The following is a 12,770-nucleotide window of genomic DNA, read 5'->3' as shown; positions in this document are numbered from 1 at the left end:
TTAGCAGGGGCTTGTTTATGACTTTTAACTTTCTGGGGCCTGGATTAACTGTAAATGTTGAGGCCAAAGTCAAAGAGCAAATTATTTTGGACAGCAGTGGGAAAAATTAAATATATTTTCACAGAAGTAACGCATTTGCGTGATATATTATCTCACAAGAAGCCCTATTGGACGGCGGTTTGTCGCGAAAACGGCACACCCAAACTCAAAAAACTGTTTTTTGCCCTAAAAAACCCTTATTATCAGGTTTCCATTCAAACACTATCAGAGGAATCGAATGAATAAAACTGAATTGATTGCTGCCGTTGCAGAAGCTTCCGGTAAATCTAAAGCTGATGTTAAAGATGTTCTGGATGCTCTGACAACTCAGATCGTCAAAACTGTTAAAGCAGGTGATGAAATCTCCTTAGTTGGTTTCGGAACTTTCAAGTCTGCTAAGCGCGAAGCTCGTACCGGCCGCAATCCTGCCACCGGAGCAACGATCCAGATTCCCGCTTCTGTTCAGCCAAAATTCGTTGCCGGCAAACAGTTTAAAGATGCCCTCAATACAAAATAATTTGTTTTGAGCTGAGCAAAAAGGCCGCAAAGAGTTTTTCTCTACGGCCTTTAATTTTTTCTATTTTCGGGTGTTTTATACATCCCGCATTTTTGTTATCGCTTGATCTAAGTCGTTGATCATATCTTCCGGATCTTCCAAGCCGATATAAACACGGATCATCGTACGCATAATTTTCGGGTCACCGACCGTGCGTTTCCCGTAGCTTCTCAGGATCAAGCTCTCAAATCCGCCCCACGAGTAACCCAATCCGAATAGTTTTAAAGAATCCATAAAGCGGTTGATCTGGACATCCGTGTAATGATCTTGAAATTGGAAAGCAAATAATCCGATCGGGCCGGAGTAGTCTCTCTTGTAAATGCGATAGCCGGGATCCTTTTCATAAGCTGGCCAAATCACTTTTTTGACTTCTTCCCGTTTAAGAAGCCAATCAACGACCATCCGGGTGTGGGCTCCCACAGCATCAAGGCGGACTTTTAAGGTGTGCAGACCGCGGAGGCCCAGGTAGACACTTTGTGCCGAGGCATATTGCCCCGTCATTTTGCAGACAGATCTAACCTGCCTCCAAGTTTTTTCATTGCAGGTCACTGTAGACATCAGCACGTCACTGTGACCGCAGATGTATTTCGTCGCCGAATGTACGACTACATCCACGCCGTGTTTCAAAGGCTGAAAATTGATCGGCGTTGCGTATGTGTTGTCGATCATCGTAACGACGTCGTGCCTGCGTGCGACTGCAGCGATTGCCGGAACATCCTGCATTTCAAACGTATGCGTGCCCGGACTCTCCATGTAGATCAAACGGGTATTAGGACGAATTAATCTCTCAATTCCCGTCCCGATAGTCGGCTCGTAAAACTCTGCCTCCACGCCGAAATTCTTTAGAAGAACCTCACAAAACTGACGCGTAGGGCCATAAACGGAATCCGTTACAAGCATGTGATCGCCTGTCTTCAAAAACGCCATCATCGGAATCGTGCAGCCCGCTAAACCCGTACTAAATGCCCAGGTTCCAACTCCGCCTTCAAGTTTATTCATGGCGTCATAAAAAGCTTCATGCGTCGGACCACCGTCGGTTCCATAAGTCTGTGCCGTACCGTCGCCGTACAAATGATTATCGACGCGCCCGAACAGATCCTCCATATCATCATGCAGGATGGTCGATCCTTCATAAGGCGGAACGTTCACATAACCGCCGCTTGCGTCCAAATTGCGGCCGCAATGCGATAGGATCGTCTGCATCCTCAGTTTGTTGTTTTGTCTATCCATTCTGTTTTCCTCTGTTGATTTGACTGCTAGCCGACTTTTTCAGCGGGCCAAAAACATCTGTTTCAGTTCCTCTGCCACGATATCTCGTAATGGCGATTCAATCAGCGGATTCCAAGCGATTGAAAGAGGCAAACAAGGAGTCGCATCCGTAATCGTTTCTGCTTTGATATATTCGGGCATCCACTGTCTAAAGGATTCCGGAAGAAAGGCAATGCCCTGCCCGCAGCTCACAAAACCCATCTGCCGAGGACTGGATTCGACCTCGTGGATAATCCGAGGAGTAAAACCGCCGACCTCCTGACAAAAACCGACAAGGCCGTCAAAAAGCCTTGGCGCAATGGACCGCCGCGTAAATACAAAATCTTCATTTCGCAAGTCCTTAATTGAAACTCCGTCTTTCCCGGCCAAATGATGGTTTCGATTCAAAAGTACGATTGGTTTTTCGTTGATGAGGTTTGCCATCCTCAAACGCTGATCGGACAGGGTATCGAAAAATGCCATACCGATTAAAACTGTTCCGTCGGTGAGCTCGGTTTCAACCTGATAAGAATCAATTTCCTTCACAAACAGGGAAATATTCGGGTGCAATGCCGCAAGACGTTTTTTAAACTCCGGAATAAAAAACAACATCGACTCCGTGTTCGCTCCGATCGTCAGAATCCCCTGCGCATTTTGCTGCATCTGCTTCACGGAGTAATCCAAGACTTCCGCCTGCCGCACCAGCTGGTCAATCATCGGCATGAGTGCGTTGCCTTGTGCCGTCGGAGAAACTCCGCGAGGCGTTCTCTCCAGCAGTTTCATTCTTAACCTTGCCTCTAGCTCGTCGATCTGAAGAACAAGAGGAGGAACGGACATATTCAATCGCTTGGCTGCCCGCCGGAAGCTCTTCTCCTGAGTCACGGCTGCGAACAGCATCAGCTGTCTAATGGTGCGGTAATCGAAACAGCGGCGCATTCTGATGTTAGCAAAAAGATAATTGAGTGATAAAGATTTTATATCACTTAGCCTCCTAAGCGTTTGCTTTTATTCCTACACTGACGAACAACAAAGGAGATAAAAAATGTCTGTTTCAAGCCTCGGAGTCTTTTTCGTCGTGGTTTTTATCACCTGCATCACACCCGGTGCCGGCGTTCTCTATACGCTCAAAAACGCGATTAACTACGGAAAGGCAAATGCTTTTCTCTCTCCCACAGGAAACGCTATCGGCGTGTTATTTATGAGTACGCTTGCTGCGAGCGGGCTCGGTGCTGTCATTCATGAGTCGCCCGTCATGTTTTACGGGCTGCAGATATGCGGATGCATGCTGCTGTTTTGGTTCGGCTGGAAAAGCTGGACGGCTCCGACCATCTCACTTTCTTCTTCCATCAAGTCGTTTAACCCTAAGGAGCTCAAACAGGAAAGAATCCACATTTTGACGAGTGCTGCACTTCTTCAAGTCACAAATCCCATGTGCATCGTGTTCCTTCTCTCCCTGTTCCCCCAGTTTATTGACCCCAAGGGCTCCTATGTGCAGCAGGTTTCTCTGATGATCGCCATGTTTGTTATTACCTGCTGGTTTGTCCACATCGCCTACAGCTATTCTGCCGCAGCAGCTGCGGATCGATGGATGACGAAAAACTTTTCTCTTTGGCTCAATAAAATCAGCGGATTTCTTTTCTGGTTAATATCTGTATCAATCCTCGTCAAAATGTTTTAACACAGTACTTCTTGTCAACCACAACTACTTAATTTCTCAAGAATTTTGGGAGATCCGCATGCCAGAAATAGGTTTTTACAAATATTATAGTAGAAACCCTTAGGGCTTTATGCTAATATTCGTTTGTGGCAATTGAATGTTGTCACTTCTCCTTGGGATTTGAGGTTGAAGCGAGAATCTTCGAAGAGCTTTTCGAGATCCCTTCCAGGAACTCAGGTTCTTCTCTCGCTAATTTAGATACCGGCGTCTGAATGATTTATTTCAGACGCCCTTTTTTTTGCCTGTTTCCTCGCGTCAGTCACGAAAGATAGTCCGGTATGAGGTCGCTTAGGGAATGCTTTTTGGCTCGCCAAGCCCGAAATTAGAACCGGCAAAAATTTCCCGAATTAGGCTCTTTCTGCACAAAAAATGCTCTGGCTTTACTGGGTGATCACAAATTAAAAAAGTCAATGTTTTTCAAATTTTTTCTTTGTAAATTAAATAAATAACGACAACACAGCCCCAAAGCTTTGGTATAGAATTCAACCTTTTCACAGTTTCAAAACATACTAAAAAATGGAAGACTTACCTAAACAGGCTGTCAAAGAACAGCAGAAGGATGAGACCGCTCTCGTCCTTGGCACCCTGCTCAAGGAAGGCGATACGCTGACCAAAAGTCATCTTGCCGATGTTATCTATGAACAGTTTGGGCTCCCTAAACGTTTCTGCAAGGAAATCGTGGATCTTTTCTTCGATGAGGCTCTTGAATGCCTCGTTCGCGGCGAAGAACTGAAGCTTTCCAACTTCGGTGTTTTTTCCATCAAGCAGAAAAGCGAGCGTCCGGGACGTAATCCTAAGTCCGGCGAATCCGCCATTATTAAGGCCCGCCAGGTAGTTTCCTTCCACCCGAGCGGTCAGCTTCGTAAAGAAGTTGTCGAGGGCCGTAAGCATGCTGCTATTGCTCTTCAGGCCAGCGGCGCGAGATAAGATCTGAGCTTGCTCATTCGCGGAAATTTTTCCGTGTGAAAAAGACCACAAACTCCATTCAGGATTGTGGTCTTTTTCTCATATTTGGCGGCCTGCCGGTGTGGATCCAATCGTTTTTCAGGTCAAACTTCAGATACCCGGAGCTACCAAGGCAAAAGTCTGGAAAGTTGTGGTCTTTTCTACATATTTTTAGCCGATTATCCATACTTCAATAAGTCATTTCCGCCGTCTTTTCTGCCGCCCCCGCCAACCAATCCTGGCAAGCCAACTGCTCTATCCAATTGGTCGGAACGCCTTTTTCTCCCCCGATTCCGTAGATTAACCCGGCTATTCCGCCGGCCACAGAAGCCGTCGTGTCGGAATCATCTCCGAGATCAACGGCTTTCAAAACGGCATCTCGATAATTTGTGGTCTTTTTCACACACCAAACAGCAGCCCACAAAGTATCCAGCACGAAGCGGCCGGATTTAATTTCGCTTTCAGGGCGCTCACTTAAGGCTCCAAAAGACGGCAGCTGAATTAGCTCTTTTTCCTCTTCGTACAACGATTTCTCGGCAGTTTCGTAAGCAGTCTTCAGATCCGAGCCTCGAACAATCGCGTTGACCAATACATCAAAAAAGCGGCAGGCAGCAAGATTTATCGGATGCCTGTGCGTCATACCTACGGCATCGTCGAAATTAAAGGTTCTACGGTATTCTTCTTTCAAAAGACAAAACGGCATAATTCTCATCAGAGCGCCGTTGCCGTTGGACATAATGTCCTTTGAACCGCAGTCGATTGCCTTTTTCCCATAGCAATAATTCTTAATCGCGTGAACCGTACTCTTTCCTGCTCCGAAGCAGCGTCCGGTACAAGAAAATTTGCCCATCAGAAACCATTCCATAAAGTTCTGCATGACGGCATCAAAATCCACTTTTTTGAGAGTCCCGAAGCTGTCGAGCTCTGCAAGCGTCAGCGCCGTGTCATCCGACCACATTCTTTTTCGATTAGGTTCCGGTGTGTAATCCCAACCTACGCACTTGAAAGAGCCTCTCGGTTTGTTCTCGTGAGGTACACCTAATGCATCTCCGACCGCTAATCCAAACAGAGCATTTCTCATGTATTCAGCCATTATTCGATCCACCTTTTTAATCTAATCTGTGGTCTTTTTCACATATTTCCAATCAATTCCACAAATACCTTCGCCTTTCACTACATCCATTCTTGTTGTAGCCTATGGTGCAATGCGTGATCATGTGTCGCAGACAAGGCAACTGTTTCTTTAGTCAAAATATTTTTATGACTGATTCTAAAATCAAAAGAGCTCAAAAGAAAAAAGGCGGCGCGCGGCCCGGTGCAGGCCGCAAACCCCTTATCGGCGCAAAAACAACGACCGTCATTCTGACTGAAGATCTTTTAATTCAATTAAAAAGATTAGGAGGATCTTCCTGGATTCGGTCGCAAATCGCGGCCACAACAAAACCGACACCGACAAAAGTTGCAGATGAAGTGTTCAATTCGCTCCCTATCCCGGCGGAAGAGATTTCTGTGGAAAAGGCACCGGATAATTCGATGGATCGAGCCGGTATTTATGAGGGAACCGTTCTTTTTCTAAGAAAGAAAGCAAAAGCCCAGGTCGGCAATATCGTTCTTCTTGAATACGCAGGGAAAAAAACACTTCGAAGATTTACTGCTTCCGAGAGAGGTTTTCGACTGGTTCCGGAAAGCTCGGATTCCGGTTTGACGGATTTTATTCTCCCGAGAGGGGCGGAGCTAGCACATTCCGGCGTGGTTGTCTATGTGTTAAGCGAGCCAAAATAGGAAATCACGCTTTTCTATGAGTAAAAGACCACAACTTCTCCCGCCCTCAAAAAGCAAAAGCTCGACAATTCTGCCGAGCCTTCGCTTGGATTAACGTTGAATCTGGTTAGTTAGGCACTTTACCGATCACGCCGTCAACGTAGTAGTTCATCGTCTGAAGCTGATTGTCTTTCAGAACTTCACCTGCCTTAGCAGCTTCTTTGCCGTCGTTGGTCTTGATCGGCCCCGTAAACGGATGGAATTCGCCGCTCTCGATCTTGGCCTTCACTTCTTCCATCTTCTTCACGATATCGGCAGGAATCTTATCGGTGCGAACGCCTTCAAGAGACATTGCGCCGTCTTTGTAGTGCATCCAAACCGGTGTCGGATCCCACTTGCCGTCGATCGTCTGCTGGATCTTCTTGGCGTAGTACGGTCCCCAATTCAGCACAAGAGCAGCAATCTGGGCATTCGGAGCAACAGACTTCATGTCGCTGTTGTACGGAATAACCATTTTTCCTGCAGCTTCGGCAGCACTCGCTACAGCACTGGTATTAGTGTGCTGAGTGAGAATATCCGCCCCTTGCCCCAGCAGAGTCTTGGCAGAGTCGGTGTCTTTGGGAGGATCGTACCAAGCGTTGGTCCAAATCACCTTCACCTGAATATTCGGATTAACGGATTTGGCACCCAATGTAAAGGCGTTGATACCCTGCAGAACTTCAGGAATCGGGAACGGAGCGACATAACCGATAATGTTGCTCTTAGTTGCACCGCCGGCAAGCATACCGGCCAGATAGCGGCCTTCATAGAAACGAATGTTGTAATTCGTCATGTTGGGCGCAGTCTTGTAACCGGTGGCATGCTCGAATTTCACATCCGGGTATTCTTTAGCAAGCTTCTGCATGTAGTTCATGTAGCCGAAGCTGGTTCCGAAAATCAGCTTATTGCCGTCGGCAACCATCTGACGAATAACACGTTCTGCGTCAGCAGTTTCGGGAACATTCTCCACGAATGTCGTTGTGACTTTATCTTTACCTACCTTATCAATAGCGTAGATACGACCGATGTCATGCTGTTTTGTGTAGCCGACATCCGCAATCGGAGCCACATACACAAAACCGACTTTCAAGGGTTCAGCTGCCTCGGTCTGAGCGGCAGGAGCTGCCGGTGTTGCCGGTTTAGCCGGGGCAGCTTCTTTTTTGTCTCCGCAGGCGCTCAAAGCAAAAGCGGAAGCAACAGCAGCCACAGCTGCAACCAGTTTTAAAGACATCTTCACTGTCTTTCTCCTTTAAAGAAAGGTAAACAAAAAAATCATCAATGCGGGTTAAACGGCTTTCCGAGAGAAGCTGGCATGTTCAGACGGATCCAAGTCGGATTTCTCGAAATCAGCGCCAAAACGATAATCGTCGCCGCATAAGGCGCCATGGAAATAAACTGAGTCGGAACGGAAATTCCGATACTCTGAAGATTCATCTGCAGCATGGTCATGCCGCCGAACAAGTACGCGCCTAAGAACACTCTGAACGGACGCCAAGTACCGAAGGTCACCAGCGCCAGCGCAATCCAGCCTCTGCCAGCAATCATGCCTTCCACCCATAAGGGTGTATAGATGAGCGACAAATAAGCGCCGGAAAGCCCGATACAGGCTCCGCTGAAAGCCAGCGTCGCGCATCGAATCATCGGAACCGAGTATCCCAAAGCGTTTGCTGAAAACGGCGATTCTCCGACGGCCCTCACGACCAGCCCGGGCCTGGTCCTGAACAAGAAATACCAAACAGCCGGAATCATGAGCAAGGACAAATAAACGATCCAATGCTGGCTGAAAAATGCTTGTCCGAGGAGAGGGATCTGGTCTAAGAACGGAATGCCGTCAGCCGCTCTTTCAGGGAGCACGGCGCCTTGATAAGGAATGCCGATGTAGGCGGATAAGCCGCCGCCGAAAATCGCTACACCCAAGCCGGATGCCTGCTGATTGGCCCTTAAGCCCACAGCGAAGATGGCAAAGAACAGTGCAAACAAAATACCCACTGCAACGGCAGCAATAAATCCGACCGCAAAACTCCCGGTCTCAACCGTTGCCATGTAGCCTGCGATGGCCGCCATCAGCATGATGCCTTCGACGCCTAAGTTTAGGACGCCGGAGCGTTCGGCAACCAAAATTCCCAGCGCTGCAAGCAGCAGCGGCGTGCTTGCATTCATCGTCGTGGCAATTAAAGAAGCTGCAACACTCATGCGGCCCCCTTCGCGGAATTAAATCCGACCCACTTTAATTTGCAGAAAATCAGAGAATCACAAGCCATGATGCAGAAGAGCAAGAGACCTTGGAACACACCCGTCAAAGCAGCCGGCGTTCCGAGTCTGGACTGGGCTAGTTCACCGCCGAGGTAAAAGAGCGCCATGATGAAAGCTGCAGGAATGGTTCCGAGTGGTTTTAAGCGCCCCACAAAAGCCACAATAATCGCGGCAAAGCCGTATCCCGGGGAGATCTTGGGCGTGAGCTGTCCGATCGGACCGCAGATTTCGATCACACCGGCCAATCCGGCTAAAGCACCAGAAAGAAGCAGCACAAAATAAATAATGGCTCGATTGGAGAAGCCCGCGTAAGCAGCTGCCTTAGGCGCCATACCGGAAACGCGCACCTGGAAACCGATAAACATCTTCGACATGATGAGCCAGATGCCGAACAAGGCAAAGCAAACGAGAGCTCCACCCCAGTGCATTCGGGTACCCGGAATCATGATCGGGAGCGTGGCTGCCGTCTCAAACATCGGGCTTTGCGGGAATCCCAAGCCCTGAGGATCTCGCAGCGGGGACTGAACCGCCCAGGAAAGGAAAAGCTCGGCAATATAGACGAGCATCAGAGAAACTAAGATTTCATTGGCATTGCATTTGTCTTTGAGCCAGGCCACGATGCCGGCGTATAACGCCCCGCCGACCATCGCAGCCAGGATGACCCAAATCATGTAGAGCTGAGAGGCTTCGGGGCTAGCCTGCAATGCAACCACGCCGCCGGCAAGCGCGCCGACAATTAATTGGCCTTCCGCACCGATGTTCCACACGTTTGCTCGGTAGCAAACTAATAGGCCCAATGCACAGAGAATGAGCGGCGTCATTTTTACGCCCAACTCTCCCCAGCCCCGCAGTGTGAGCAAAGGCTCGACAATAAACACGTACATGGAATGCATCGGATCTTTGCCCATCCCGGCAAAAATCAAGCATCCGATCAAAAGCGTCAAGAGAACCGCAATAAACGGAGACGCTGCAGAAAGAAAGCGGCTCGGACGCTGGCGGTTATAGAGTGCTAAAGGAAAATTCATCACTGCTCCTTCGCTTCAGGCCAAAGGCCGGACATCCATCGACCGATCTCTTCAACGCTGACATCTTTTGTTTTGACTTGAGGAGAAATTTTGCCTTCGCTCATCACAACCAATTCATCACAAATTTCAAACAGTTCGTCGAGTTCTTCACTGACCACTAAAATCGCGCTCCCGCCGCTCCTCTGACGGATTAAGGCATTGCGGATAAGCGTTGCAGCGCCCGCGTCCACGCCCCAAGTCGGCTGATTCAAAATCATCACCTTCGGGTTATGAAGCAGCTCTCGACCCACAATAAATTTCTGCAGATTTCCGCCGGAAAGGCTTTCAGCCGGAGCTTTGGAACCGCCGCTGCGGACATGGAATTTTTCGATAATCGAACGCGTAAAGCGCGCGATCATCTTGTTGCGCATAAAACCTTTGGCTAAGAACAAATTACTGGTCAGCAACGTGTTGCTTTCCAAGGACATTTCTGGAACAGTCGCTTCACCCAAGCGCTGTTCGGGCACATAGCGCAGACCTAAAGCGCGTCTGTGTTTAACGCGAAGGTCTCCGGCAAAAGAGCCGACGATAGAAATACAGTTTTTAGGCAGCAGTACTTCGCCGCTGATTGCCTTCATAAGCTCTGCCTGGCCGTTTCCGGAGATACCGGCCACACCGACGATTCGGCCGCAGGGAACGTTAATCTTGCCGTAGAGCGGGTAGCGGCTCTTAAAGCCAACCTCTTCACCTTGGAAACAGACTTCCAAACCGGGATGCGGTTTGATTTCCGGTCGAGGCATGATTTCAGGAAGGTCGCTGCCGATCATAAGCTTGGCGAGCTCCTGCTCGGTCATTTCCTGAGGATTGATGTTGGCTGCCACCTCACCGCTGCGAATCACCGTACAGTGTTTGGAAAGTTCCCGAATTTCATTGAGCTTATGCGTAATGAAGATGATGGAAACGCCTTCGGAAGACAGCTGGCGCAGGGTTTTAAAGAGGGCCTGAAGCGCGAGAGGAGAAAGAACCGAGGTCGGTTCATCAAGAATCAAAAGCTTCGGATTGGTTAAAAGCGCGCGGAGAATTTCCACTCTTTGCCGCTCGCCCATGGAGAGATCATTAACAATCGCGTTCGGATCAACTTCGATGCCGTAATGGCGGCTTTTTTCAATAATCTCTTTTTCTAATTCTTTAGGATCTGTGCCTTCAGGCATTCCCAAAAGAATATTTTCTTTAGCAGTCAGTGTCTCAAACAAGACAAAGTGCTGAAACACCATCGCGATTCCGAGTTCGCGCGCGTCCGCAGGAGACGAGATATTAACTTTTCGTCCGTCAAAATAAATCTCGCCCTCATCGGGCGTGACAGATCCGAAGATAATCTTCATCAGGGTACTTTTGCCTGCTCCGTTTTCTCCGAGCACGGACAAAATTTCCCCCGGCATTACCTCAAGCGATATTGCGTCATTCGCAACGGTTGACCCGTATCGCTTGGTGACGTTTACCAATTTAAGTCTTGGAATCATTTGGAAGCCCTGATCGAAGGCCGTATTTTAACAAACGGTTGTACCTCATTCGGCCGATGGAGGTGGCTTTGCAACAAAAATTAAGGGAGGCCCTCGGCCCCCCTCTGCGAGTTCAAAAGATTAGTTGATGAATGTTGCTGCGAACAGTCCAATGACGACGACTGAGACAAGCGTCAGAACCGCACCGGCAGAAACCATCTGCATAATCTTGATGCGTCCGGTACTGAACACGATCGCATTCGGAGGCGTTCCGACCGGCATCATGAATGCGCAGGATGCAGACAGAGCCGTCACCATCAGCAGCTGCTCGGCAGGCACGCCCATCGGAACAGCCGCGGAAGCCAGGAGCGGCATGAGTGTTGCGGCAAGCGCCGTGTTGGACGTAAAGTTACTTGCCAGCATCACGAGCAAGCTCACACCGATGAGAATTGCCCAGCGCGGAAGCCCGGCTAGAACGCCTGCGTTTGCGCTGATAATCTGACCGCATTCCGTAATCTGCAGACCGGCAGCCATGGAAAGACCGCCGCCGAACAAGAGCAGAACGCCCCAGGGCAGCTCTTTCATATCCGACCAATCCAAAACCATATGGTCTCTGTTCACAGGGATACAGAACAGCACGATGGCGCAGATCATCGCAATTGCGGCGTCAGAGAGCGAAGCAAACGGCCTTGTGCCGCCGAAATCCAGACCTCTTAACACACCGCCGAAGGACCACAGAAGGATCGCAGCGCAGAAGACGATCAGAACGATCATTTCGCCCTTGCCGATCGGTCCTAATTTATTCAATTCGGACTGAACCCACTGAGCGCCGCCTTCGATTTCCTTCATGGTCTTACGGAAGAGAACCTTAGTCAGAAGGAACCAGCACAGCGGAAGCAGAATAAGTGTAAGCGGCATTCCATACTTCATCCAATGCGCAAGCGAAATCGGATCATTGAAGTTCTGCTCCATAAAACGCGCAAAAATGCCGTTAGGAGGCGAACCGATAATGGTGGCCATACCGCCGATAGAGGCACCGTAGGCAACAGCAAGCAGCATGGCGACGCTGAAGTTTTCTTCTTCTTGATCGATCGGACCGCCGGCTTTTTTAGCTCGCACTAAGGAAAGAACGGCCATCGCAATCGGAACCATCATGGCCGCGGTTGCTGTGTTGGATACCCACATGGAAAGCACACCGCTCGCCAAGAGGAAACCGCCCACAATCGCAGGCGCCTTGGTACCTACGAGTTTTAATGTGGTTAAAGCAATGCGCTTATCCAGACGCCAGCGCTGAACGGCAATCGCCAGAATAAAACCGCCCATGAACAGGAAAATCGTACCTGATGCGTACGGCGCCATTGCCTGCGCAGGTTTAGCGATCCCTAATAGGGGAAAGAGCGGAATGGGAAGAAGCGAAGTCACCGGAATCGGAACCGGTTCAAAAAGCCACCAAAGGACCATCCAAACCACGACGGCCAAACAAGCTTTGGCGTGAGGATTAAAAGGAAGGACTTGGTTATGGATATCCGTATAAGTGTTCGGAAGTATCCAATAAATAATAAGGGCAATAATTGGTGCCCCTAAAAGAAAAAAGCGTTTCACGCCGGGCGGAAACGAACCGATTTCTGCTGCTGCCATAAGTTTCTCACTTGGTTAGGCTGATAATTTGTCGTAAGTGTATACCGCATCTATATAATACTTTCCAAAAC

12 protein-coding genes are annotated in these 12,770 nt (G+C 49.0%); 4 read left to right on the top strand and 8 right to left on the bottom strand.

Going from position 1 to position 12,770, the window contains the following annotated elements:
• Positions 1-277: 277 nt before the first annotated feature.
• The gene (locus tag ACZND6_RS09955) at positions 278-556 is read left to right on the top strand and encodes an HU family DNA-binding protein (protein WP_149879634.1); all 279 of its coding nucleotides are present in this window, start codon (positions 278-280) and stop codon (positions 554-556) included.
• A gap of 75 nt (positions 557-631) precedes the next feature.
• On the opposite strand, the gene metC is transcribed toward ACZND6_RS09955, so the two are convergent.
• Both metC and ACZND6_RS09945 read right to left on the bottom strand, forming a co-directional pair.
• A complete protein-coding gene (gene metC / locus ACZND6_RS09950; protein ID WP_149879633.1) occupies positions 632-1,825 on the bottom strand; it encodes a cystathionine beta-lyase in 1,194 nt (397 codons plus the stop codon).
• Between the two features lie 39 nt (positions 1,826-1,864).
• Positions 1,865-2,779 (bottom strand): LysR family transcriptional regulator, encoded by a 915-nt coding sequence (locus ACZND6_RS09945; protein ID WP_149879632.1) that lies wholly within the window; start codon positions 2,777-2,779, stop codon positions 1,865-1,867.
• A 106-nt stretch (positions 2,780-2,885) separates the two neighbouring features.
• Between ACZND6_RS09945 and ACZND6_RS09940 the strand changes: the two genes are divergently transcribed.
• Positions 2,886-3,521 carry a LysE family translocator gene (locus ACZND6_RS09940; protein WP_149879631.1) on the top strand — a complete coding sequence of 212 codons (636 nt, stop codon included), beginning with the start codon at positions 2,886-2,888 and terminating at the stop codon, positions 3,519-3,521.
• A 555-nt stretch (positions 3,522-4,076) separates the two neighbouring features.
• A complete protein-coding gene (locus ACZND6_RS09935; protein ID WP_008812396.1) occupies positions 4,077-4,487 on the top strand; it encodes an integration host factor subunit alpha in 411 nt (136 codons plus the stop codon).
• A 208-nt stretch (positions 4,488-4,695) separates the two neighbouring features.
• On the opposite strand, the gene ACZND6_RS09930 is transcribed toward ACZND6_RS09935, so the two are convergent.
• Positions 4,696-5,598, bottom strand: a complete 903-nt coding sequence (locus tag ACZND6_RS09930; protein ID WP_489524624.1) for an ADP-ribosylglycohydrolase family protein — start codon at positions 5,596-5,598, stop codon at positions 4,696-4,698.
• 167 nt (positions 5,599-5,765) lie between these two features.
• Here ACZND6_RS09930 and ACZND6_RS09925 point away from each other — a divergent pair, with 167 nt between their 5' ends.
• Positions 5,766-6,287 carry a S24 family peptidase gene (locus ACZND6_RS09925; RefSeq protein ID WP_149879629.1) on the top strand — a complete coding sequence of 174 codons (522 nt, stop codon included), beginning with the start codon at positions 5,766-5,768 and terminating at the stop codon, positions 6,285-6,287.
• Positions 6,288-6,393: 106 nt separating this feature from the next.
• On the opposite strand, the gene ACZND6_RS09920 is transcribed toward ACZND6_RS09925, so the two are convergent.
• From ACZND6_RS09920 to ACZND6_RS09900, 5 genes are all read right to left on the bottom strand, one after another.
• A complete protein-coding gene (locus ACZND6_RS09920) occupies positions 6,394-7,536 on the bottom strand; it encodes a BMP family ABC transporter substrate-binding protein (RefSeq protein WP_149888968.1) in 1,143 nt (380 codons plus the stop codon).
• Positions 7,537-7,580: 44 nt separating this feature from the next.
• Complete coding sequence (locus ACZND6_RS09915) at positions 7,581-8,498, bottom strand: ABC transporter permease (RefSeq protein WP_149879644.1); 918 nt, start codon at positions 8,496-8,498, stop codon at positions 7,581-7,583.
• A complete protein-coding gene (locus ACZND6_RS09910; RefSeq protein WP_155168319.1) occupies positions 8,495-9,583 on the bottom strand; it encodes an ABC transporter permease in 1,089 nt (362 codons plus the stop codon). Before ACZND6_RS09910 ends, ACZND6_RS09915 begins: the two co-directional genes overlap by 4 nt.
• Positions 9,583-11,082, bottom strand: a complete 1,500-nt coding sequence (locus tag ACZND6_RS09905; RefSeq protein ID WP_489524623.1) for an ABC transporter ATP-binding protein — start codon at positions 11,080-11,082, stop codon at positions 9,583-9,585. Before ACZND6_RS09905 ends, ACZND6_RS09910 begins: the two co-directional genes overlap by 1 nt.
• A gap of 120 nt (positions 11,083-11,202) precedes the next feature.
• Entirely contained in the window at positions 11,203-12,699 is a 1,497-nt protein-coding gene (locus ACZND6_RS09900; RefSeq protein ID WP_370748932.1) for an SLC13 family permease, read from the bottom strand.
• Positions 12,700-12,770: the final 71 nt, after the last annotated feature.

The organism is Parasutterella sp. (genome assembly GCF_057870745.1).
The sequence above is the reverse complement of the archived record's forward strand: the minus strand, read 5'-3'. Positions and strand labels throughout refer to the sequence as shown.

Coding starts and splice junctions, on each gene's coding strand:
- ACZND6_RS09955 (WP_149879634.1), top strand. CDS start 278: ATGAATAAAACTGAATTGATTGCTGCCGTTGCAGAAGCTTCCGGTAAA.
- metC (WP_149879633.1), bottom strand. CDS start 1,825: ATGGATAGACAAAACAACAAACTGAGGATGCAGACGATCCTATCGCAT.
- ACZND6_RS09945 (WP_149879632.1), bottom strand. CDS start 2,779: ATGCGCCGCTGTTTCGATTACCGCACCATTAGACAGCTGATGCTGTTC.
- ACZND6_RS09940 (WP_149879631.1), top strand. CDS start 2,886: ATGTCTGTTTCAAGCCTCGGAGTCTTTTTCGTCGTGGTTTTTATCACC.
- ACZND6_RS09935 (WP_008812396.1), top strand. CDS start 4,077: ATGGAAGACTTACCTAAACAGGCTGTCAAAGAACAGCAGAAGGATGAG.
- ACZND6_RS09930 (WP_489524624.1), bottom strand. CDS start 5,598: ATGGCTGAATACATGAGAAATGCTCTGTTTGGATTAGCGGTCGGAGAT.
- ACZND6_RS09925 (WP_149879629.1), top strand. CDS start 5,766: ATGACTGATTCTAAAATCAAAAGAGCTCAAAAGAAAAAAGGCGGCGCG.
- ACZND6_RS09920 (WP_149888968.1), bottom strand. CDS start 7,536: ATGTCTTTAAAACTGGTTGCAGCTGTGGCTGCTGTTGCTTCCGCTTTT.
- ACZND6_RS09915 (WP_149879644.1), bottom strand. CDS start 8,498: ATGAGTGTTGCAGCTTCTTTAATTGCCACGACGATGAATGCAAGCACG.
- ACZND6_RS09910 (WP_155168319.1), bottom strand. CDS start 9,583: ATGAATTTTCCTTTAGCACTCTATAACCGCCAGCGTCCGAGCCGCTTT.
- ACZND6_RS09905 (WP_489524623.1), bottom strand. CDS start 11,082: ATGATTCCAAGACTTAAATTGGTAAACGTCACCAAGCGATACGGGTCA.
- ACZND6_RS09900 (WP_370748932.1), bottom strand. CDS start 12,699: ATGGCAGCAGCAGAAATCGGTTCGTTTCCGCCCGGCGTGAAACGCTTT.